The 19,431-nt window shown below is 68.2% G+C and carries 18 protein-coding genes; 17 read left to right on the plus strand and 1 reads right to left on the minus strand.

The genetic code is table 11. The annotated features are described in order from the left end of the window. The first annotated feature begins 215 nt into the window (after positions 1–215). The 4 genes from Q0R63_RS02055 (at position 216) to Q0R63_RS02070 (ending at position 2,722) form a co-directional block, all read left to right on the plus strand. Positions 216–356 carry a helix-turn-helix domain-containing protein gene (locus Q0R63_RS02055; protein WP_295693300.1) on the plus strand — a complete coding sequence of 47 codons (141 nt, stop codon included), beginning with the start codon at positions 216–218 and terminating at the stop codon, positions 354–356. Between the two features lie 197 nt (positions 357–553). Further along, complete coding sequence (locus tag Q0R63_RS02060; protein WP_295693255.1) at positions 554–730, plus strand: N-terminal phage integrase SAM-like domain-containing protein; 177 nt, start codon at positions 554–556, stop codon at positions 728–730. Positions 731–787: 57 nt separating this feature from the next. Then, positions 788–1,630, plus strand: coding sequence for a site-specific integrase (locus tag Q0R63_RS02065; RefSeq protein WP_295693258.1), 843 nt, complete (start codon positions 788–790; stop codon positions 1,628–1,630). 252 nt (positions 1,631–1,882) lie between these two features. Next, positions 1,883–2,722: a triose-phosphate isomerase gene (locus Q0R63_RS02070; RefSeq protein WP_295693260.1), complete on the plus strand. Its 840-nt coding sequence runs from the start codon at positions 1,883–1,885 to the stop codon at positions 2,720–2,722. On the opposite strand, the gene Q0R63_RS02075 is transcribed toward Q0R63_RS02070, so the two are convergent. Beyond that, the gene (locus tag Q0R63_RS02075; RefSeq protein WP_295693262.1) at positions 2,695–3,507 is read right to left on the minus strand and encodes an SDR family oxidoreductase; all 813 of its coding nucleotides are present in this window, start codon (positions 3,505–3,507) and stop codon (positions 2,695–2,697) included. The genes Q0R63_RS02070 and Q0R63_RS02075 overlap by 28 nt on opposite strands. Before the next feature lie 224 nt (positions 3,508–3,731). Between Q0R63_RS02075 and Q0R63_RS02080 the strand changes: the two genes are divergently transcribed. The 13 genes from Q0R63_RS02080 to Q0R63_RS02140 form a co-directional block, all read left to right on the plus strand. Beyond that, entirely contained in the window at positions 3,732–4,286 is a 555-nt protein-coding gene (locus tag Q0R63_RS02080) for a VOC family protein (RefSeq protein ID WP_295693266.1), read from the plus strand. 25 nt (positions 4,287–4,311) lie between these two features. Then, a complete protein-coding gene (locus Q0R63_RS02085) occupies positions 4,312–5,853 on the plus strand; it encodes an extracellular solute-binding protein (RefSeq protein WP_295693269.1) in 1,542 nt (513 codons plus the stop codon). Between the two features lie 21 nt (positions 5,854–5,874). Next, the gene (locus Q0R63_RS02090) at positions 5,875–6,834 is read left to right on the plus strand and encodes a sugar ABC transporter permease (protein ID WP_295693271.1); all 960 of its coding nucleotides are present in this window, start codon (positions 5,875–5,877) and stop codon (positions 6,832–6,834) included. Continuing rightward, the gene (locus Q0R63_RS02095) at positions 6,834–7,775 is read left to right on the plus strand and encodes a carbohydrate ABC transporter permease (protein WP_295693274.1); all 942 of its coding nucleotides are present in this window, start codon (positions 6,834–6,836) and stop codon (positions 7,773–7,775) included. Before Q0R63_RS02090 ends, Q0R63_RS02095 begins: the two co-directional genes overlap by 1 nt. A 73-nt stretch (positions 7,776–7,848) precedes the next feature. After that, positions 7,849–8,994 carry an ABC transporter ATP-binding protein gene (locus Q0R63_RS02100; RefSeq protein WP_295693276.1) on the plus strand — a complete coding sequence of 382 codons (1,146 nt, stop codon included), beginning with the start codon at positions 7,849–7,851 and terminating at the stop codon, positions 8,992–8,994. Positions 8,995–9,012: 18 nt separating this feature from the next. Then, positions 9,013–11,193: an alpha-ketoacid dehydrogenase subunit alpha/beta gene (locus tag Q0R63_RS02105; protein ID WP_295693279.1), complete on the plus strand. Its 2,181-nt coding sequence runs from the start codon at positions 9,013–9,015 to the stop codon at positions 11,191–11,193. Between the two features lie 3 nt (positions 11,194–11,196). After that, on the plus strand, positions 11,197–12,639 hold the full coding sequence (locus Q0R63_RS02110) for a dihydrolipoamide acetyltransferase family protein (protein WP_295693281.1): 1,443 nt from the start codon (positions 11,197–11,199) through the stop codon (positions 12,637–12,639). 33 nt (positions 12,640–12,672) lie between these two features. Beyond that, positions 12,673–14,388: a dihydroxyacetone kinase family protein gene (locus Q0R63_RS02115; protein ID WP_295693284.1), complete on the plus strand. Its 1,716-nt coding sequence runs from the start codon at positions 12,673–12,675 to the stop codon at positions 14,386–14,388. Between the two features lie 16 nt (positions 14,389–14,404). Further along, on the plus strand, positions 14,405–15,409 hold the full coding sequence (locus tag Q0R63_RS02120; protein ID WP_295693286.1) for an HAD-IIA family hydrolase: 1,005 nt from the start codon (positions 14,405–14,407) through the stop codon (positions 15,407–15,409). A 113-nt stretch (positions 15,410–15,522) separates the two neighbouring features. Further along, positions 15,523–16,635, plus strand: coding sequence for a LuxR C-terminal-related transcriptional regulator (locus Q0R63_RS02125; RefSeq protein WP_295693289.1), 1,113 nt, complete (start codon positions 15,523–15,525; stop codon positions 16,633–16,635). Between the two features lie 130 nt (positions 16,636–16,765). Beyond that, positions 16,766–17,626, plus strand: a complete 861-nt coding sequence (locus Q0R63_RS02130; protein WP_295693291.1) for a class II fructose-bisphosphate aldolase — start codon at positions 16,766–16,768, stop codon at positions 17,624–17,626. After that, positions 17,623–18,423 (plus strand): HAD-IA family hydrolase, encoded by an 801-nt coding sequence (locus tag Q0R63_RS02135; protein ID WP_295693293.1) that lies wholly within the window; start codon positions 17,623–17,625, stop codon positions 18,421–18,423. The genes Q0R63_RS02130 and Q0R63_RS02135 overlap by 4 nt, the downstream gene beginning before the upstream one ends. Before the next feature lie 47 nt (positions 18,424–18,470). Then, the coding region (locus Q0R63_RS02140; RefSeq protein ID WP_295693296.1) for an alpha/beta hydrolase at positions 18,471–19,431 on the plus strand (961 nt) is incomplete at its 3' end.

A 19,431-nucleotide genomic window follows, 5' to 3' on the forward strand; every position in this document is an offset into this window, starting at 1 on the left:
CGACCGACTGGCCCTGGGCGCCGGCCTGGGAAGACCTCTGGGCCACCGCGACCACCCCCTGACCGACACCCGGCCCCCGAGGCCCCCGAGGAAACACCCACCGTGGAAGAACCGGACAGACCGGCAAATCCGCTACGCCCACGTTCGAAAAGGCAACTCACGAACCCGAAGAAAGCCATCAACGCACACGAGAATTTAACGTCGGTGGATCAGGGCTGAGCCGGAGCACGGTGTACGAGCTGGTCCGGTCCGGGGTGTTGCCGTCGGTGCGGATCGGCGGGTCGCGCCGGATCCGGGGGGAGGACCTGGCCCGGTACGTCGAGTCGCTGCAGCGGGTGAGAGCGGGCGTCCCGTGAGCCCGACGGGGGTCTCGGGGTCGTCGCCGAGGTTGCGGAACGGGGTGATCCGGCGGGGCAAGTCGTGGTCGTATGTGATCCGGGTGGCCGATGTCCGGGGGGTGAGCAAACCGCGGTGGGTCGGAGGGTTCCCGAGCGAGGCGGCCGCCAAGCGGGCCCGGGACGAAGCCCGGATTGCGGCCAGCGTAGGCGCGTACGTGGACCGGAGCACGGTCACCGTGGAGGACTACCTGGCCGAGTGGTTGACCGGGCACGAGGTGGAGGTCAAGCCACGAACTATGGCGGGCTACGCCCACCTGATCGAGACGTACGTGGTCCCACGGATCGGGGCGATGCGGTTGCAGGCGCTGAAGTCGGCGGACCTATCCCGCTGATACCGCGACCTCCTGGAGGGCGGCGGGAAGGGTGGGCGCCCGTTGTCGGGACGGTCGGTGGAGTACGTCCACGCCGTGCTGCGGAAGGCGTTCGCGGACGCGGTCCGCACCGACCAGCTGTTGTCGTCGAACCCGGCGGAGCGGGCCAAACGGCCCCGGAAGGACGTCGCGCAGCCGGTGGTGATGTGGACCGCCGGCGACCTGGCCACGTTCCTGGCCTCGACACTAGGGCACCGGTTGCACGCGTTCTTCTGGTTGGCCGCGGCGACCGGGGCGAGGCGGGGGGAACTGGTGAACCTGCGCTGGGCTGATGTCCACCTCGGCGACACCCTTTCGGGGGAGGCCGGGTCGGTGCGGTTGCGGGGGACGGTGTCGGTGATCAACGGGGTGCGGGTCGAGGGCAGCACCAAGGGCGGGCGGGAACGGGTGGTCAGCATCGACCCCGCGACTGTCGCAGTCCTGAAGGCTCACCGGGTCGCCCAGGAGCGGGAGCGTGTCCTGGCCGCCGGGTCATGGGTCGGCGCCTCGGAGCAGGCGGGCGGTGGTCACGTGTTCCGGCAGGAGCTGGGTGCCCCGCTGTTCCCGGACACCCCGACTGCGTTGATGCGCAAGCTCCTCCGCCAGCACAACCGGACAGCCGAGGCGGCTGCCGCTGCCGTCGCTGACCCGGCGACGGCGGCGGTGGGGCTACGGCCGTTGCCGGTGATCCGGTTGCACGACCTGCGCCACCTGCACGCGAGCCTGCTCCTCAAGGCCGGGGTGCCGGTCCACGTCGTCGCCCATCGCCTCGGCCACGCTGACCCCTCGATCACCCTGCGCGTCTACGCCCACGTCCTCGACAACCAAGCCAGCCACGCCGCTAGCGTCTTCGCCGAAGCCCTCACTGGCAAAAACGGCTGAGACGGCCCGAGGTGCGGCCGTTCTAGCTCGGCCTCGGCTTGCCGTTGCACTCGGAGACGAAGGTTTGGTCGTCGCTCTCATGGGTGCGCCAACCTCCGGCACATACCCCAACCCTCCGGCGTCGGTGGTCAAGGACCTCACCGGGAGGTAGCGAAAACTGTCTCGCAGTGCGCGGACAGGCCCTTGCGCCGGGTGCTCGCGTGCCGCAACGTCAATGTGACGGGCTGGACGGCACGGGGCAATGATGGTGTGGTGACGACCGCCGACGCCGCCGCCCAGCTCGGGACGGGCGGAACTGCCCGGCTCACCCCGACGTGGGTGGGGACGAGCTGGAAGATGACCAAGACTCGCCGCGAGGCCGTCGCCTGGGTCGGCGAAGTGTCAGATTCGTTGGTGGCCAATCCCGCACCCGGCGTCCAGCCGTTCGTCCTGCCGTCCGCTACCGCGCTGGCCGAGGTGAGCGCTGCGGCCCGCGGGGGAGGCCGACCGGGCACCGAGCCCCTGCTCGTCGGCGCCCAGAACGCCCACTGGGAGGAACAAGGTTCGTGGACAGGTGAGTTAGCGGTCAGCCAGGTCGCCGATGCGGGTGCCCGGTTCGTCGAGGTCGGCCACTCCGACCGTCGACGGCACTTCGGCGAGACGGACGCCATCGTCCGGCTCAAGGTCGCGGCGGTGCTGCGCCATGGGCTGGTACCGATCCTCTGTGTCGGCGAACCGGCTCAGGTGCGCGAGGCGGGCCGCCATCGCGACCACGTGACAAAGCAGGTCGACTCGGCGCTCGAAGGGCTTGTTGACACCTCCTCCGTGCTCATTGCCTACGAACCGGTGTGGGCCATCGGCGACCAAGGTCGAGAGGCGCACCCGGAGCAGGTGGCTCCTGTCGTTGAAGCCGTGATGCAGCGCTGGCACGGTCGGGTGGCCGCGGTTCTGTACGGCGGCTCGGTCAACGAGGGCAACGCCGCCGCCCTGCTCGAGGTGCCCGGCGTCGACGGCCTGTTCGCGGGACGGTCGGCGTGGAGCCCGAGCGGCTTCCTGCGGTTGGTCGACATCGCCGCCTCGGTCCGTCAGGCCAACGGGTCATCTGCCCCGTAGGAGCGCAGCCGCAGCTGCCGATCCGGGCCTGACGGCGAAAGAGAGGCGACGACCGCCGGGTCGTCCACCCCCGCCCGGAGGAAGCGCCCCGACCACTGGTCGAGCTCGCCGGCGGCGACTGCACACACCAGCTCGACGACGCGCTCCGCCGGGGTCCACGCGGTGTGGGCTGCCCAACGCGGCATACCGGCGGTCATGTCCGTCCGCACCAGCCCAGGTGCAATATTGAAAGCGGAAACGCCTGTCCCCACGAGGGATTCGGCCAGACATTCGGTAAGCCGGATCTGCGCCGCCTTGCCCACGGAGTAGGCCGAGTAGTCGGGCTCGGCTCTGGTCCCCATTCCGCTGGCCAGGTTGATGACTCGGCCGCGACCCCGCGTGACCATCGCCGGCAGGACGGCGCGCGCAAGCAGCTGGGCACCGCGGACGTGACTCTCGAGGACCGACCACCACCGGTCGGCGTCCGCATCCCACAGGGGCACCTCGGCTTCGTCCACCAGGCCGGCACAGTTGACCAGCAGGTCGATCGGGCCGAAGCGGTCGGCCGCCTCGGCCACCGCCGCGTCCACCTGGCCCGCGTCGGTCACGTCTGCATCGAGGGCCAGCGTCCGCATCCCGGTGTCGGTCGCGATCGCCTCCATGGCGGCGACGAGGCGCGCTCGGGAGCGCGCGACGCCCACGACCGCGGCACCGTGACGAGACAGGGCCAGCGCCAGGTGCTGGCCGATCCCCTGCGACGCCCCCGTCACCACCGCCACTTGACCGGACAGCATCGATGTGCTCATGGGCTCACCCCTTCCTGGTCGCGCCACCGGGGCACGCTCCGCGGGCCCCGATCGAGCCACGGGCCCCATCCTCCCCGTCGGCTCGCCCGAGCCAATGGGGGATTCTCCCCATAGGCCGCCTCCGCAGCCGCTGACTAGCCTCCGAGCAGCCGCAATGAGTGCTGAGGTCTTACCTGGGCCCGCCGGCGCTCGCAGTATCCGCTCAACGAAGAGAGGGAGTCACCATGCCCATGCCAGGTTTCCACGGTATGGAACACATCGGGTTCACCGTGCCGGACATCGACGAGGCGTGCGAGTTCTTCGAGCGAGTGCTCGGTGCCGAGACCCTCTATACGGCCGCGACGGACTTCCGGCACGACGACGACGACTGGATGCAGGAGCACCTGCACGTCCACCCTCGCGCCGTGATTAAGGAGTTCCGCTACCTGCGCGTCGGGAACGGGACCAACTTCGAGGTCTTCGAGTATGTCTCGCCCGACCAGGTGGCCACTCCGCCGAAGAACAGCGACGTGGGCGGTCATCACTTCGCCTTCTACGTGGACGACATCGACGCGGCGATCGCCTTCCTCAAGGACAACGGGGTCGAGGTGCTCGGCGAGCCGACGGCCTACACCGAAGGGCCCAACCTCGGCCTGACCTGGTGCTACTTCATGGCCCCCTGGGGACTTCAGCTGGAGGTCGTCTCGGCACCGGGCGGAACGGTCTATGACAACGAGGCCAAAGTCAGCGGTGCCACGCGCCTCTTCAACCCCAAGTACGCCGCCGAAACCCTTCTCTGATGCCCACATCTACTAGGAGCAGCACATGAGCCCGACGCAGTCCACGCCGCACGACCTCAGCCGGCGCACCCTTCTCGGGGGCGGCCTGGCCGCCAGCGCCGCCCTCCTCGCAGCCTGCAGTGGGGGCAGTAGCACCAGCAAGGCCCCCGCCTCCGCCTTCGCGAACGACGCCGACCGGTGGATGCAGGCCAAGGGGACCAAGCTGACCTTCATCACCGAGAACACCCCGCCCTCCACCGGCATCAAGAAGATCGTCGAACGCGGCGACTTCAAGAAGCTCACCGGCATCGACGTCGAGGTCCTGCAGTTCGACCTTCCAGTCATGCTCCAGAAAGCCGAGCTCGACCTGCAGTCCGGAACAAAGGCATACGACCTCATCTACGGCCAAGACAAGCCGGTCCTCAGCGCGCTCGCCGACTACTACGTCGACCTCAAGGACTACCTGACCGACACCTCGTTGCCGCAGGCCAAGGAGGGCTACGGCGACGACACTTGGCTCCCCAACTACGCGGCGGTTGCCGACTACGCCTACACCAAGCGCACGATCTGCCTACCCTACGACTCGGCCGACTCGGTCTTCTGTTATCGGCGCGACCTGTTCGAGAAGTATGGCAAGCAGTTCGCGGACCAGTACGGCTACGCCATGAAGTACGGCCCGGACTCGACGTACAAGAACGTCCTCGACTTCGCGGGTTTCTTCAAGAAGCTGCACGCGAGCGACTCCACCGTCCCTTACGGCATGGGTCTGCACCTGGGTCAGTTCGCCTGGACAACGCAGCTCGACGTCCAGCGGGTCCTCTACTCCCACGGCCAGTGGCGCGACTTCGAGATCGACGACATCCTGGGGTCCAAGACGCCTGGCCCGACGAACTGGGGCAATGAGCAGTCGATCAAGGGACTCGAGCTCTACAAGGCGCTCTACGACACCTCGACGCCGGACGCGTTGTCGCTCGGCACCGTGGAGGTGGCTGACGCCTACAACGCCGGCAAGATCGCGATGCTGTCGCAGTTCCACGAGTTCGCGTCGTCCTTCGAGGCTGACTCATCGGCCGGCGGCGGAGGGAAGACGGCGTACGACGTGTGCCCGAAGGGCGATGCCTCCTACCTCGTCGGCGGCGGCCAGCTGGTCAACGGCACCAACTGCGGGATCGCCGGTATCGGCATCAACAGCTCGATCTCGGACGAGAAGAAGCGCGCTGCCTACATCTTTTGCGTGTGGTCGACCAGTGCGGCCGTTCAGCAGGAGAACCTGGGGATCTCGGGTGGCACCCCGACCCGGGCTTCGGTGCCCGAGGTGGCCGCCATCAAGGACGCCCAGGGCAAGCCATACGGCACAGGCAGCACCGGCCGGATTGGCCCCTCGAAGTTCCCCAACGCCCTCACCTTCCCGGCCATCACCAAGGGAATGGCGACACCGAACGCCATCCTCGGCCCGAAGATTCCCAAGTTCAACCAGTACGTCACTATTGTCGCCACCGAGGTCCAGAAGCTGTGTGCTGGGCAGTCGTCGCCCGAGGCGTGCGCCAAGAGCATCAAGACCCAGACCGACCAGCTCAACGGCGTGTAACGGGCGGGTGGAGGAGACCTCATGTCCGTTGCAGAGACAGCGTTCGTCGAAACACAGGCTCCGGCTCCGGCTCCGAAGCCGAACAAGGTCAAACCACGCAGGTTCCTGCTGCCGCTGCTCCTGCCGGCCGTCATCCTGTTGGCCCTCCTGAGCATCTACCCCCTCGGGTGGCTCATCTACTCGTCCTTCCACTCCGTCTCGCTGGCCCCCGGGGCACCGCAGGAGTGGGTGGGTGGGGACAACTGGTCACGGATGATCAAGGACCCGCTCTACTGGCACAGCTGGGGAATCTTGGCCAAATACTCGATCGTCAGCATGGCGCTCGAGGTGGGTCTTGGCACCCTTCTCGCGGTGCTGCTCAACCGCAGCAAGCACGAGAAGGTGCTCGTCACGCTCATGCTCATGCCGATGATGATGGCTCCCGTGGTGGCCGGTCTGCTGTGGCAGTACCTCTACAACGGGACCTTCGGCTGGTACTTCTGGTTCCTCGAGAGCGTCGGTCTGCTCCACGGGGGCACGATCCTCGGTGACCCGTCGCTGGCGCTGTGGGCCATCGTGGTCGTCGACGTCTGGGAGTGGACACCCCTCGTGGCGCTGATCGTCCTGTCCGGTCTCAAGCTCGTGCCCAAGGACCAGATGGAGGCTAGCTGGATGGATGGTGCCGGTCCGGTCCGCAGCTTTTTCCAGGTGGCCCTGCCCAGCATCAAGGCGTCGCTCATCATCGCCGTGCTGTTGCGATTCATGGACAACATCCGCATCATCGACCACTTCATCGCGCTCACCGGCGGTGGTCCGGCGAACAGCACCAAGGTGTTGCCGCTGTTCCTCTACGAGCAGTCATTCTCGTTCTTCGATCTCGGCTACGGCTCGACTATCGCGTTGACCCTGCTGCTGGTCACCATCCTGCTGGGCAAGTTCGTCGTCACCTCCTTCGAGGAGCGCGAGCCCAAACGACTCAAGGACGAAGGGGAGGTGCTCTGATGACCAGCAGTGTGCTTACTCAGGCTCAGACGGACGAGGAGGAGGTCTCGCCGGGGCCCGCGATAGACATGCGAGACCAGGTGGTCAAGGGGCAGGGGTCCCGGTGGTCCGGGATCGTCATCTCCGGCTTCATCGCCCTCTACGTCATCTTCACCCTCATCCCCTTCTTCATCATGCTGACGACGGCCCTTAAGCCGGCCGGTGAGGCGCTCAACCTCCCGGCGACGGGGGACTGGGGTGGGGCGCTGAAGAAGTTGTTCGTCTTCACTCCCACCTTCGAGCACTTCAGCAGCCTCTTCTCGCAGAACAACTTCAGCAAGTACTTGCTCAACAGCGTGCTCGCAGCGGTCGGCTCGGCGGTCATCTCGGTCGTCTTCGGGACGACTGCGGCCTACGCGATCAGCCGGGGGCGGTTCCGGGGCAAAGGTGACCTGTACTTCTGGATCATCTCGACCCGCATGGCGCCGGTCGTGGCCGTCACGGTCCCGCTCTACGCCATCTTCAAGAACCTCGGCCTGCTCAACACCATCCCGGGGCTCGTTCTCGCCTACACGGTGTTCAACCTCCCCTTCGCCATCTGGATCCTTAAGGGGTTCTTCGATGCGGTGCCGTACGACATCGAGGAGGCCTACATGGTCGACGGCCACTCGCGCTGGCAGGCACTGCTGAAGATCGTGCCGCTCGTCGTCCCCGGTCTTGCCGCCGTCCTCGTCCTTTGCATTTTGCTCGCCTGGAACGACTACATCTTCGCCGCCGTCATGGGCGGCGAGTCGGCCAAGACCCTCCCGGTCGCTACGCAGGGCCTCAAGTCGGCGAGCGGCATCGACTGGGGGCAGATCATGGCGGCCGGCACGGTCACGGTGGCCCCGATGTTGCTGCTCGGCATCGTGATCCGCAAATACATGGTGCAGGGGCTCACGATGGGCGCGGTGAAGCAATGAGTGCAGCCGACCCCGACCTGCGCCCCGACATGCTCGAAACCCATCGAATCGACCGCACCATCAAGGAGTCACCATGGCGTCACTGACCTTCAACTCGGTGTGGAAGCGCTATGACCAGGTCGAGGCCGTCAAGGACCTCAACCTCGACATCGCGGACGGGGAATTCCTCTGCCTCCTCGGCCCCTCCGGGTGCGGCAAGTCCTCGTCCCTGCGGATGATCGCCGGCCTGGAGTTCATTTCCGCCGGCGACATCCTCCTCGGCGGCGAGCGCATCAACGACCTGGAGCCCCGTAACCGCGACATCGCGATGGTCTTCGAGTCCTATGCTCTCTACCCCCAGAAGAGCGTCTACGAGAACATGGCCAACCCGCTGCGGCTGCGCAAGATGTCCAAGGACGAGATCGACCGGCGAGTGCGCGAGGCGGCCGGCATGCTCGAGATCGAGCGCCTCCTAGACCGCCGTCCGTCGCAGCTCTCCGGCGGCCAGAAGCAGCGCGTGGCCATCGGCCGGGTGCTGGTCCGCGAGCCCAAGGCGTTCCTCTTTGACGAACCCATCGCCCACCTCGATGCCAAGCTGCGCGCCCGGATGCGGGGCGAGCTGAAGCACATCCAGAAGCGGTTGGGGACGACGACGGTCTACGTCACCCACGACCAGCTCGAGGGCATGTCGATGGCCGACCGGATCGCCATCATGCGGGAGGGTGTGCTGCAACAGGTAGGTACCCCGCAGGAGGTCTTCAACCAGCCGTCCAACGTCTGGGTGGCCACGTTCGTCGGTGACCCGCCGATGAACATCCTGCAGGGCGAGCTGCAGGGCGGCGACGGTGGCCTGACGGTGGTGGCCCCGGAGTTTCGGATCGACGTGCCGACCATGCAGGCCGGCAGCCTGTCCGAGTCGAAGCTGGCCGACCGTAAGATCCTCGTCGGGGTCCGGCCGGAGGCGCTCCGCATCTCGTCCATCCAAGACGCGGCCCACCCCATCACCGGTCGCGTGTATGCCGTGCAGCCGCTCGGTGACGTCGAGGTCATCGACGTCCGGGTCGGCGGCGACCGCGTGCTGGTCAGGGCCGAGCTCGGCACCGTCGCCAACGAGGACGTGGACGCGACGGTGTATCTCGGATACCACGCGCAGAAGCTGCACTTCTTCGACCCCACGACCGGGGTGGCCATCAGGTCAGCAGCCACGCGGCAGACCGCGGTCTCCCAGCCCACCATCTAGAAGGACGGGTCACACCACATGCCCACATCAGTTCCGCTTACCCCCTCCACGGACTGGGTCGAGCTCTCCTCGACCGACGAGGACTGGGACGCCGCCGACCCGGAACTGCTGTCGACGATGCTCGTCCAGCTCCACCTGGTGCGGGCCTTCGAGGAGGAGGTTCTCGTCCTCGCCTCGCAGGGCCTCATCCACGGTCCGGCCCACTCCAGCATCGGTCAGGAGGGGGGAGCCGTCGGGTCGTGCCTCAGCCTGCGGTCGGAGGACCAGGTCACGGGGTCCCACCGCGGTCATCACCAGTTCCTGGCCAAGGCTTTCGGCCACGTGGCGCCCAAGGGCATTGACCCGACGGCCGAGCTGTCCGCAGAAATCCGTGACGTCCTCACCCGCTCGCTCGCGGAGATCTGCGGCCTCACGGCCGGCTTCTGCCGCGGTCGGGGTGGGTCCATGCACTTGCAGTGGGAGGAGGCCGGCGCGATGGGCACCAACGCGATCGTCGGCGGCGCCGTCCCGCAGGCTGCCGGCTTCGCCTGGGCCGACCAGCACTCCGGCACCGACGCCGTGTCCGTCACCTACTTCGGTGACGGCGCCATCAACATCGGCTCGGTCCTGGAGACCTTCAACCTCGCCGCGGCGTGGAAGGTCCCCGTCTGCTTCTTCGTCGAGAACAACCACTACGCCGTCTCGACCACCCCGGAGGAGGCCACCGGCGAGCCGCGACTGTCGGCCCGCGGCATCGGTTTCGGAATACCGAGCTGGAGCGTCGACGGGATGGACCCCCTCGCGGTCCACCTCGCGATGGAGCAGGCCAACGCGGTCATGCGCTCAGGTGGTGGGCCGACGATCATCGAGGCCGATGTCTACCGATACTTCCACCAGAACGGACCCTTCCCCGGAAGCGCGTTCGGCTACCGGACCAAGGACGAGGAGAAGGGCTACCGGGACCGCGACCCGCTCGTCAGGGTGGCGGCTAACCTCGTGCGTCGAGGCATCCTCACCGAGCTGGAGGTCTCCGACCTGTGGTCACGCTGCAAGGCGATCATGCAGGAGATCGCCGGGTCGCTGCTCGAGCCGGACCCCGACGGCAAGCCCGGAGCCAACCGCTACAAGCGCGAACTGCTGCCCGACCCCGAGTTCGTCGACGTGGGCGTGCGCGGAGACCTGTCGGAACTGGATGGCGTCCGCTACATGGAGCCCGGCGACTACACCGGCGAGCTGGTCTCCAAGAAGTTCGTCGACGTCGTGGCCGACGTCATGCACCGGCGCATGGAGCAGGACGACCGGATCGTCGTCATGGGCGAGGACGTCCACAAGCTGAAGGGCGGCCCCCGAGGCGCCACTCGCGGCCTCAAGGCCGCCTACCCCGACCGCGTGCTCGGCACCCCGATCGCCGAGAACGCCTTCGTCGGCCTCGCCGGCGGACTGTCCCTGGACGGCCGCTATCGTCCGGTGGCAGAGTTGATGTACGCCGACTTCATCTGGGTCTCCGCCGACCAGCTGTTCAACCAGGTCGGCAAGATGCGGCACATGTTCGGTGGCGACAGCCCCGTCCCCTACGTGCTGCGGATCAAGATCGGCACCGGCACGGGCTACGGCTCGCAGCACTCGATGGACCCGACCGGAATCCTCGCCACGGCAGCCGGCTGGCGCATCATCGCGCCCTCCACGGCGTACGACTACATCGGCCTCATGAACACGGCCCTGGCCTGTGACGACCCGGTGGCCGTCCTCGAATACGACTCCGACCTCTACGCCTCGATGGGCGACGTGCCGGCCGACGACCTCGACTACTACCTGCCCGTCGGCAAGTCGGTGCTGCGGCGTGCGGGGTCGGAGGCGACGGTCATCTCCTACCTGTCGATGGTGAGCCGCTGCCTCGACGCCGTCGAGCAGGCGGGGGTCGAGGCCGACGTCATCGACCTGCGCTGGCTGGATCACGCGAGCGTCGACTGGGACGCCATCGGGGCCAGCATCGAGAAGACGGGCAACGTCCTGATCGTCGAGCAGGGCGCCGCAGGGACGTCGTACGGTGCCTGGCTCTCCGACGAGATCCAACGGCGGTACTTCGACTGGCTCGACGCACCTGTCGCACGCGTCCACGGCGGCGAGGCCTCCCCCAGCGTGAGCAAGGTCCTGGAACAGGCCGCTATCGCGCAGACCGCAGACATCGTCGACGCCCTCGTCGATCTCGTGAAGGGCTGAGGCATGGCTGCCATCGTCAGGATGCCCGGAGTCTCGGCGGACTCCAGCAGTGCGACCCTCGTCGAATGGGCGGTCGCCACCGGCGACACGGTCAAACGAGGCGACGTCATCGCCACTGTCGAGACCGAGAAGGCCGTGGTCGACATCGAGGTCGACGATGACGGAGTTCTCCTGCGGACGTTCGCGGAGGCCGGCGAGGAGGTCGCTATCGGCGGGCCGCTCGCCGTCCTGCTACAGGACGGTGAGGAGTCGGCCGACGAGGTCGACATCCTCGCGGCGCTCGGCCTGGGACCGCAGGCGGCAGGTCCCCTTCCCCCCGAGGACGAGGAGCGTTCCCAGGACACGCCGGTGCCCGGCGCGGTGCCGCCGATCGAGCACACGGCCGACAGGGTCGCCGCCGCCTCTGGGACCGCTCAAGGGGGCGCCGTCGCGCCCGACGACAGGGGGGCTGCTGCGTCCAAGGGTCGGATCTTTGCGACCCCCTTGGTCCGCCTCCTCGCCGAGCGGGCCGGCCTCGGCCTCGCTGAGCTCCAGGGAAGCGGACCAAACGGCCGCATCCGACGCCGCGACCTGGAGGCCGCGATCGCTTCCGGCGCAGCGGGCACGGCCACCAGCGGACCCGCCGTCAACGGCGCGTCAGCGAGCGCTCTCCCGGCGTTGGCCCCCACGGCCGCGTCGCGGGACGTCGCGCCGTCTCCCGCCCCGCTGCCACCTGCGGTCGCCCCCCAGCCTCCGACCCAGCCAGCGACCGAGCCAGCCACGACCGACGCAGGAACCGTCCCGGTGAGCAAGTTCCGCCGGGCCGTCGCCGGCGCTCTGACCCGCAGCAAGCAGGAGGTCCCCCACTTCTACCTCAAGGCGACCTGCCGCGCCGATGCCTTGCTGGCCCTTCGCCACAGCGTCAACGAGGGTGCCTCGACGAAGGTCACCATCAACGACCTCATCGTCAAGGCCGCCGCTGTGGCTATGCGCCGGGTGCCGGAGATGAACGTCGCGTGGGCGGGGGACAGCATCCGTCGGTTCGACACCGTCGACATCGCGGTCGCGATGGCGACCGAACGAGGCCTCGTCGTCCCCGTCGTGCGTTCGGCCGACACGCGGTCCCTCTCGGACGTGTCGAGCGCCATCAAGGATCTCGCGGCCCGGGCGGCGGCCAACACGGTCCACCAGCGCGAGATGGAGGGCGGCGTCCTCGCCATCTCCAACCTGGGGATGTTCGGGATCGAGGAGTTCGCGGCCATCATCAACCCCCCGCAGGTCGGCATCCTCGCCGTCGGCGCCGTCATGCCTCAGGCCGTCGAGGGCGACGATGGGGGCCTCGGGCTGGCCCGGTGCATCAAGGTCACCCTCTCGGCCGACCATCGACCGGTGGACGGCGCTCTAGCCGCCCGGTGGTTGCAGGCGTTCAAATATCTCATCGAGAACCCGCTCCAGATCCTCGTCTGACCCTCCCCGCACCACGCAGAAAGGCGTACCGCCATGACCTACCTTGTCAACGATCCCGCAGACTTCCCGGCTGAGCTGGCCGACGGGTTCATCGCGGCCAACCGACGTTACGTGCGCAAGGTCTTCGGAGGCGCTGTTCGGGCGACCAAGAGTCGTCCGGGCAAGGTCGCCATGGTCGTAGGCGGCGGCACGGGACACCACCCGGCGTTCGCCGGGTGGGTGGGACAGGGGATGGCTGACGGCGTCGTCTTCGGCAACATCTTCTCCTCCCCCTCAGCCGGGCAGGCCGCGAGCGTCGCGCGCGCAGCGAACCAGGGTGGGGGCGTCATCATCGCCTTCGGCAACTACGCCGGGGATGTGCTGCACTTCGGGCAGGCCGTCGAGACGCTCAAGGCCGAAGGTATTAATGCCAGCATCGCCGTCGTGACCGACGACATCGCGTCTGCGCCCGTCGACGAGCTGAACAAGCGCCGGGGGATCTGCGGCTGGGTCACCGTCTTCAAGGTGACGGGGGCGGCGTGCGAGGAGGGCCGGTCCATGGACGAGGTCCTTGAGGTCTTCGCCAAGGTCAACTACCGGACCCGGACGCTCGGAGTCGCCTTCTCGGGGTGCACCCTTCCGGGCGCCGACGGCCCGCTGTTCACGGTCCCCGACGGGAAGATGGGCGTCGGCCTCGGTGTCCACGGCGAGCCCGGCATCTACGACGCCGACCTCGGATCGGCGAATGACGTGGCCCAGGTCCTGGTCGACGGACTGCTCAAGGACAAGCCGGATCAGGCGGGGGACCGCGTCATCGTTCTCCTTAACGGGCTGGGCTCGACCACCTACGAGGAGCTGTTCGTCACCTATGGCGCTGTCGCGCGCCTTCTCGGTGAGGCGGGCGTCACCGTCGTCGACTGCGAGGTGGGCGAACTGACCACCTCGATGGACATGGGCGGAGTGTCGTTGTCCCTCACCTGGGCGGACCAGGAGATCGAGCGCCTCTGGAACGCGCCGTGCGACACCTCGGCGGTCCGCCGAGGAGCGGTCGAGGGGACCGAGTTCATCGACGCCGCAAGCCTGTCCCAGACGGCACCGGCGCTGACCGTGACGACACCGGGCAGCCCACAGTCGCGGACGGTGGCCGCCGCCCTCGTCCTGGGTCTGGAATCGGTCCTCGAGGCGATGAGGGCGAACAAGGACGAGCTCGGCCGTCTTGATGCCTTCGCGGGCGACGGCGATCACGGGGTCGGCATGGTCCGGGGTGCTGAGAACGGTCTCGCGGCCGCCCGGGACCTGGCCGCCCAAGGCGGTGGGGCCCAAACCGTGCTCGCTGGCGCCGGCGCGTTGTGGTCCGAGCGGGCGGGAGGCACCTCGGGCGCGCTCTGGGGCGGCATCCTCGCCGCAGCGGCACAGGCGCTCGGGGACAACGACCCGGCTGATGTGGGGGCCCAGGTCCGCGCCGCTCGTGCGGGCCTCGACGCGGTGTTGCGGATCGGCGGGGCACATCCCGGCGACAAGACGATGATCGACGCCTTCGTCCCGGCCGTCGAGGCGCTCGAGGCGCAGCTCGCGAGCGGAGCCTCCGCCGCCGAGGCCTGGAGCACGGCTGCCGACGTCGCCGAGGCCGCGGCCCTGGCCACTGCGCCGATGCGCCCCCTGGTCGGTCGCGCACGGCCTCTGGCCGAGCGCAGCATCGGACACCCTGACGCGGGGGCCGTGAGTCTCGGGGTGATCGTGCGCACCATCTCCGATCGTGTCGGCGGCTGAGGCGACGTCCACGCCCGTGAGGGAGCCGCTCGTCGGCAGCACCACGGCGCTCGTGAAGCAGTGTGACGCTGTCCTCTTCGACCTGGATGGCGTGCTCTACGTCGGGGCGTCGGCGGTTGAGGGAGCCCGGGACGCCGTGGCTGCCGTCACGGCTGCGGGGGTCGCCATTGCCTTCGTCACCAACAACGCGTCACGCACCCCGGCAACGGTTGCCGAGCATCTCCGCTCTCTCGGCATACCGGCGCGGCCGGAGGACGTCGTGACGTCGGCCCAAGCCACGGCCACCGTCCTCGCGGCCACCCTGTCGGCCGGCTCCCGGGTACTTGTTGTCGGCGGGGAGGGGCTGTGGGAGGCCCTACGGGAGAAGGGGTTGGTGCCCGTTGGCTCGAGGGCTGAGGGTCCGGTGGCCGTAGCGCAGGGCTTCGCCCCCGACGTCGGCTGGCGGATGCTCGCCGAGGGCACCGCAGCGGTCCGCGACGGTCTGCCCTGGGTCGCCAGCAACCTCGACCTCACCATCCCGACGGACCTCGGCATCTCGCCGGGAAACGGGACACTGGTGCAGGTCATTGCCTCGGCCAGTGGGCGACGACCCGTAGTCGCGGGCAAGCCGGAGACCCCTCTGCACCTGGAGTCTGCGAAGCGTGTTGACTCACGCCATCCGCTCGTCGTCGGCGACCGGCTGGACACCGACATCGAGGGCGCCAACCGTGCGGGTGTGCCCAGCCTGCTGGTCCTCACGGGGGTGACGACGGTCGATGACCTGCTGCGCGCACCTCCGGAGCACCGACCGACCTACCTCGCCGAGGGACTCGACGCCGGTCTGCTGCACCCCCATCCTCCGGTGCTGCGGCACGGGCCCTCAAGATGGGCGTGTGACGGCTGGGCGTGCGACGCGGTCGACGGACGGCTCCAGCTCACCGGGGGAGGCCGTCGGGCCTCTGCCGTGCGAGCGCTCTGTGTCGCGACCTGGGAAAGCGGGCTCGGCCTCCGCGACGTCGACGACCGCGCCCTGCGCGTCTGAGGGACCCCACGCTGTGAGGTCACGAGCGGCGTGACCGATTCTTGACCGTTCATCCGGTCCCCATTGACGCGAAAACCGTTGTGGCGAGCCCGCGACGGCATACCATAACGGCCATGCCGTCGTCGCCGTCGTCGCCGTCGTCGCCGTCGTCGCCGTCGTCGCCGGGCCGGGACCTGCGGGTGAGTGACACCGCCGTGGCCTGCTCGCTGGCACGCCATGCGACGGAGCTCTATATTGACTCGAGGCTGACGCCGATGCTGCGGCAGCTGATTCGGACGAGCTGCGGCCTCAGCGACGCCGTCGGCGGGAGCGTGTCGCTCGTCAACGACATCGCAGGTCGCTACACGAAGGTCGCGGAGTTCGGTACGGCGTGCCGTCTGGGACAGAGCTTTCCGTTGTCCGAGGGCATCACCGGTGCGGTGCTCGACCGTCGTGCGCCCGTCGTGCTGAGCTCCTACCGCGAGATCGCCAGCGGCCATCTCAAGGTGGGCCACCCGGCGTGGAGCGGGGCCGTAGCAGCCATTCCCATCTGGTGGCGGGCTGACATCGTGGCCGTGAACGTCATCTTCGCCGGGGTCGCCCGCGTCTTCAGCGTGAGCGAGATCGACGACCTCGAGCTCGTCACCCAGGTCGTCGCGCCCGGGCTCATCACCGCCGTCGAGCGGGAGATGCCGGACCAGGCTGTTGCCCGCCACCGCCCCTCGCGCGCGTTGGTCCCGCCGTTCGCTGCCAACCCTTCGTCCTTACCGAGTTCTAGCGCGGCGGTGATCTCGGTGAACGACATCGTCGCCGGCCTCATCGAGCTCACTCAGCGCGCCACCGACGCCAACGGCGGCCGCGTTGCCCCCACCTCGGGCATGGACTTGAAGGTCATCGGCGACAACGTGTCACCACGGCTGCTCTTCCGTCCCGACGCCCCGAATCGTTTGGGCTCGCCCTCGTTGCCGTCGGAGTGGCAGGAGCTCATCGACGACTCCATGGGGATCCTCGCCATCCCGGCACCATCGTCGTCCGATCGCGCCGTTTCGTACCCTTCGCCGCTGTCCAACCGGGAGCGTGAGGTCGCGGCCCTGCTCGGACAGGGGCTGAGTGATCGCGCCATCGCGACCTGCCTCTTCGTCTCTCCCAAGACCGTCGAGAAGCACGTCAGCGCAGTGCTCCGCAAGACGGCCACCACTAACCGGACGGCGGCTGTGGTGCTGTGTATGGAGAAGGGCTGGATGTGACCCGGGCGCGGTCGACCACATCGACAGCGCGAAGATCGGGGGATTTCCCCCATGGGATGGTCCACCGCCTGAGCGGTTGACTTGGGGTGCCCCGGCGACAGCCGGGATCGCCGACCCGAGGGAGCCTCCAGTGCCTGCCGTTTCGATGAAGGAGACGCTCGCTCGAGCCATGGCCGATCGCTACGGAGTGCCGGCGTTCAACATCGTGAACGACCTGACGATCAAGGCCGTCCTTGCGGCCGCCGTGGAGGAGCGGTCGCCCGTCATCCTCCAGACGTCGGTCAAGACCGTGAAGATGTACGGTCGAGCCCAGCTCTTCGAGATCTTTGCGGCGCTGTCCCGCGAGGTCGACGTCCCCGTCACCCTCCACGTCGACCACTGTCCTGACCGGGGGGTCATCAGCGACTGTCTCGCCGGTGGGTGGAACTCGGTGCTCTTCGACGCCCACGAGCTCGATGTGGCGGAGAATCTTCGTCAGACGACCGAGGTGGTCGACGAGGCCCGACGCTACGGCGCGCACGTGGAGGGTGAGATCGAGGGGATCCAGGGTGTCGAGGACGGTGTCGGAAGCGACGACGCCTCGGTCCAGCAGTCCTTGGAGGTCGCCGTCGACTTCATCAAGCGCACCGGGATCGACTGCTTCGCGCCCGCCATCGGCAACGCACACGGTCAATACAAGGCGACCCCGGCGCTCGACCACCAGCGGGTGACCGACCTCGTCGACGCCACCGGCATACCGATGGCCCTGCACGGCGGCACGGGTCTGTCGGCGGAGCAGTTCCAGGACCTCATCAGCCGCGGGTGCGCCAAGGTCAACATCTCCACGGCGCTGAAGGAGAGCTACATGAAGGCCAGCCTCGAGTTCCTGAAGGGCGCGGAGACGCGCGACTCGTGGGACCCGCCGTCCTTCTTCCGCCACCAGGCGGATGCGGTCAAGGCCACGGCGGCTGAGCACATGCGCATCTTCGGCAGCACAGGCCGGGCGTCATGAGCGCGCTCATCTTCGACTGCGACGGGGTCCTCGCCGACACCGAGCGCTACGGCCACCTCCCGGCGTTCAACACCACCTTCGAGCAGTACGGCCTGCCGACCCATTGGGACGAGGACGAGTACGCCATCCGGCTGCGAATCGGCGGCGGCAAGGAGCGGATGGCCAGTCTCTTCGACGACCCCGACTTCGTCGCGCGGGCCGGCATTCCCGATGACCCCACGCTGCGGGCCGACCTGCTCGCGGCCTGGCACCGCACCAAGTCCCAGACCTTCAAGCGAATGGTCTCCCAGGGGGCCCTGCCGGCCCGACCCGGCATCTCCCGTCTCATTCCCGAGGCGCTGGCGGCGGGGTGGTCGGTCTGCGTCGCCTCGACGTCGGCGGTTGAGTCGGTGCGGGCCGTGCTGGTCAACGCCGTAGGGGAGCAGGTGGCGACGAGTGTGCCGATCTTCGCGGGCGACGTCGTCCCCGCCAAGAAGCCCGACCCGGCGATCTATCTCCTTGCCCTCGACCGGCTGGACCTCGACCCCCACGACGCCCTGGTGGTCGAGGACTCCCGCAACGGCCTGCGCGCCGCTGTGGGCGCCGGCCTTCCCTGCCTGGTCACGGTCAACGGCTACACGCGCGGCGAGGACTTCAGTGAGGCGACGCTCGTCGTCTCTGATCTGGGCGATCCCGACGGTCCGCCGATCGAGGTCATCGCCAATCGAGGTCGGCTCACGATCGGGAAGCATGTCACCCTCGAGACGTTGAGCCAGTGCATTGCCGCCCGGGCGACGACGTCGCCTGCGGAGGTGTGAGAGCGAACCTATGGGGGATTTCCCCCATAGGTTGTTGCCCTCTGGCGTTGTTGCATGAGGCGTCGACGGTTCCCGCCGCGCCGGAAGTCCCCGGCGGATCGCGTGGAGCAGGGCAGCTCAACGAGGAGATGCGTATGACCGACTTCACGCGTGGCCGTGTGGTGGCCAACGGCCTTGAGTTCGAGTACCTCGAGGCGGGTGAGGGCCCGTTGGCGCTGTGCATGCACGGCTTCCCGGACACCCCGTTCACCTACCGACACCTGCTGCCGGTCCTGGCCGAGGCCGGCTTCCACGCCGTGGCGCCGTTCGTTCGGGGTTTTGCCCCGACCCAGCTGCCGCCGCTGCGCCATCACATTCACACAAGCGTCATGGTGGCGGACCAGATCGCCTTGGCCGAGGCCCTGGGCGGAGGTCCCGACGCCGTGCTGCTGGCGCACGACTGGGGCGCCGTCGGCGCCTGGGGTGCGCTAAACCGCGCCCCCCACCTCTGGGGGCGGTCGATCATCATGAACATCCCTCCCTTCGAGATCTTTGGCGAGAATCTGTCGACCTACCCGCAGATCAAGAAGAGCTTCTACTTCTGGTACTTCCAGATGCAGCGTGTGATCGAGGATCGGATCCGTCAGGACGACTTCGCCTTTATCCGCGACATCTGGGGGGACTGGTCACCCGGCTACGACAACGCCGAGGACATGGTCCACATTCGTGAGGCGCTCTCCGACCCCGCGCATCTCAACGCCGCCCTCGGCTACTACTGGGGACAGTTCGACCCCACCCGCTTCGGCTCGCCCGAGTGGGCCTCTGAGCAGGAGGCGGCCTGGGGAGGCTCCGTCCCACAACCGACTCTCTACCTCCACGGGACCACCGACGGATGTCATGGCGTCAGTGAGCAGCAGGTGGCACGGGTGCCGGGCTTCGCGGGGCCGGGTTCGGCCGGCAAGCTCATCGACGGGGTAGGCCACTTCATGCTCGTGGAGCGCCCGGACGAGATCAACGGGTTGATCACCG

It is taken from the genome of Lapillicoccus sp., from assembly GCF_025353065.1.
GTDB lineage: Bacteria > Actinomycetota > Actinomycetes > Actinomycetales > Dermatophilaceae > Lapillicoccus.

Excerpts from the sequence above, each read along its gene's own strand:
- Q0R63_RS02090 (WP_295693271.1), top strand. The coding sequence starts at position 5,875 with ATGTCCGTTGCAGAGACAGCGTTCGTCGAAACACAGGCTCCGGCTCCG.
- Q0R63_RS02125 (WP_295693289.1), top strand. The coding sequence starts at position 15,523 with ATGCCGTCGTCGCCGTCGTCGCCGTCGTCGCCGTCGTCGCCGTCGTCG.
- Q0R63_RS02080 (WP_295693266.1), top strand. The coding sequence starts at position 3,732 with ATGCCCATGCCAGGTTTCCACGGTATGGAACACATCGGGTTCACCGTG.
- Q0R63_RS02100 (WP_295693276.1), top strand. The coding sequence starts at position 7,849 with ATGGCGTCACTGACCTTCAACTCGGTGTGGAAGCGCTATGACCAGGTC.
- Q0R63_RS02135 (WP_295693293.1), top strand. The coding sequence starts at position 17,623 with ATGAGCGCGCTCATCTTCGACTGCGACGGGGTCCTCGCCGACACCGAG.
- Q0R63_RS02095 (WP_295693274.1), top strand. The coding sequence starts at position 6,834 with ATGACCAGCAGTGTGCTTACTCAGGCTCAGACGGACGAGGAGGAGGTC.
- Q0R63_RS02085 (WP_295693269.1), top strand. The coding sequence starts at position 4,312 with ATGAGCCCGACGCAGTCCACGCCGCACGACCTCAGCCGGCGCACCCTT.
- Q0R63_RS02105 (WP_295693279.1), top strand. The coding sequence starts at position 9,013 with ATGCCCACATCAGTTCCGCTTACCCCCTCCACGGACTGGGTCGAGCTC.
- Q0R63_RS02075 (WP_295693262.1), bottom strand. The coding sequence starts at position 3,507 with ATGAGCACATCGATGCTGTCCGGTCAAGTGGCGGTGGTGACGGGGGCG.
- Q0R63_RS02115 (WP_295693284.1), top strand. The coding sequence starts at position 12,673 with ATGACCTACCTTGTCAACGATCCCGCAGACTTCCCGGCTGAGCTGGCC.
- Q0R63_RS02110 (WP_295693281.1), top strand. The coding sequence starts at position 11,197 with ATGGCTGCCATCGTCAGGATGCCCGGAGTCTCGGCGGACTCCAGCAGT.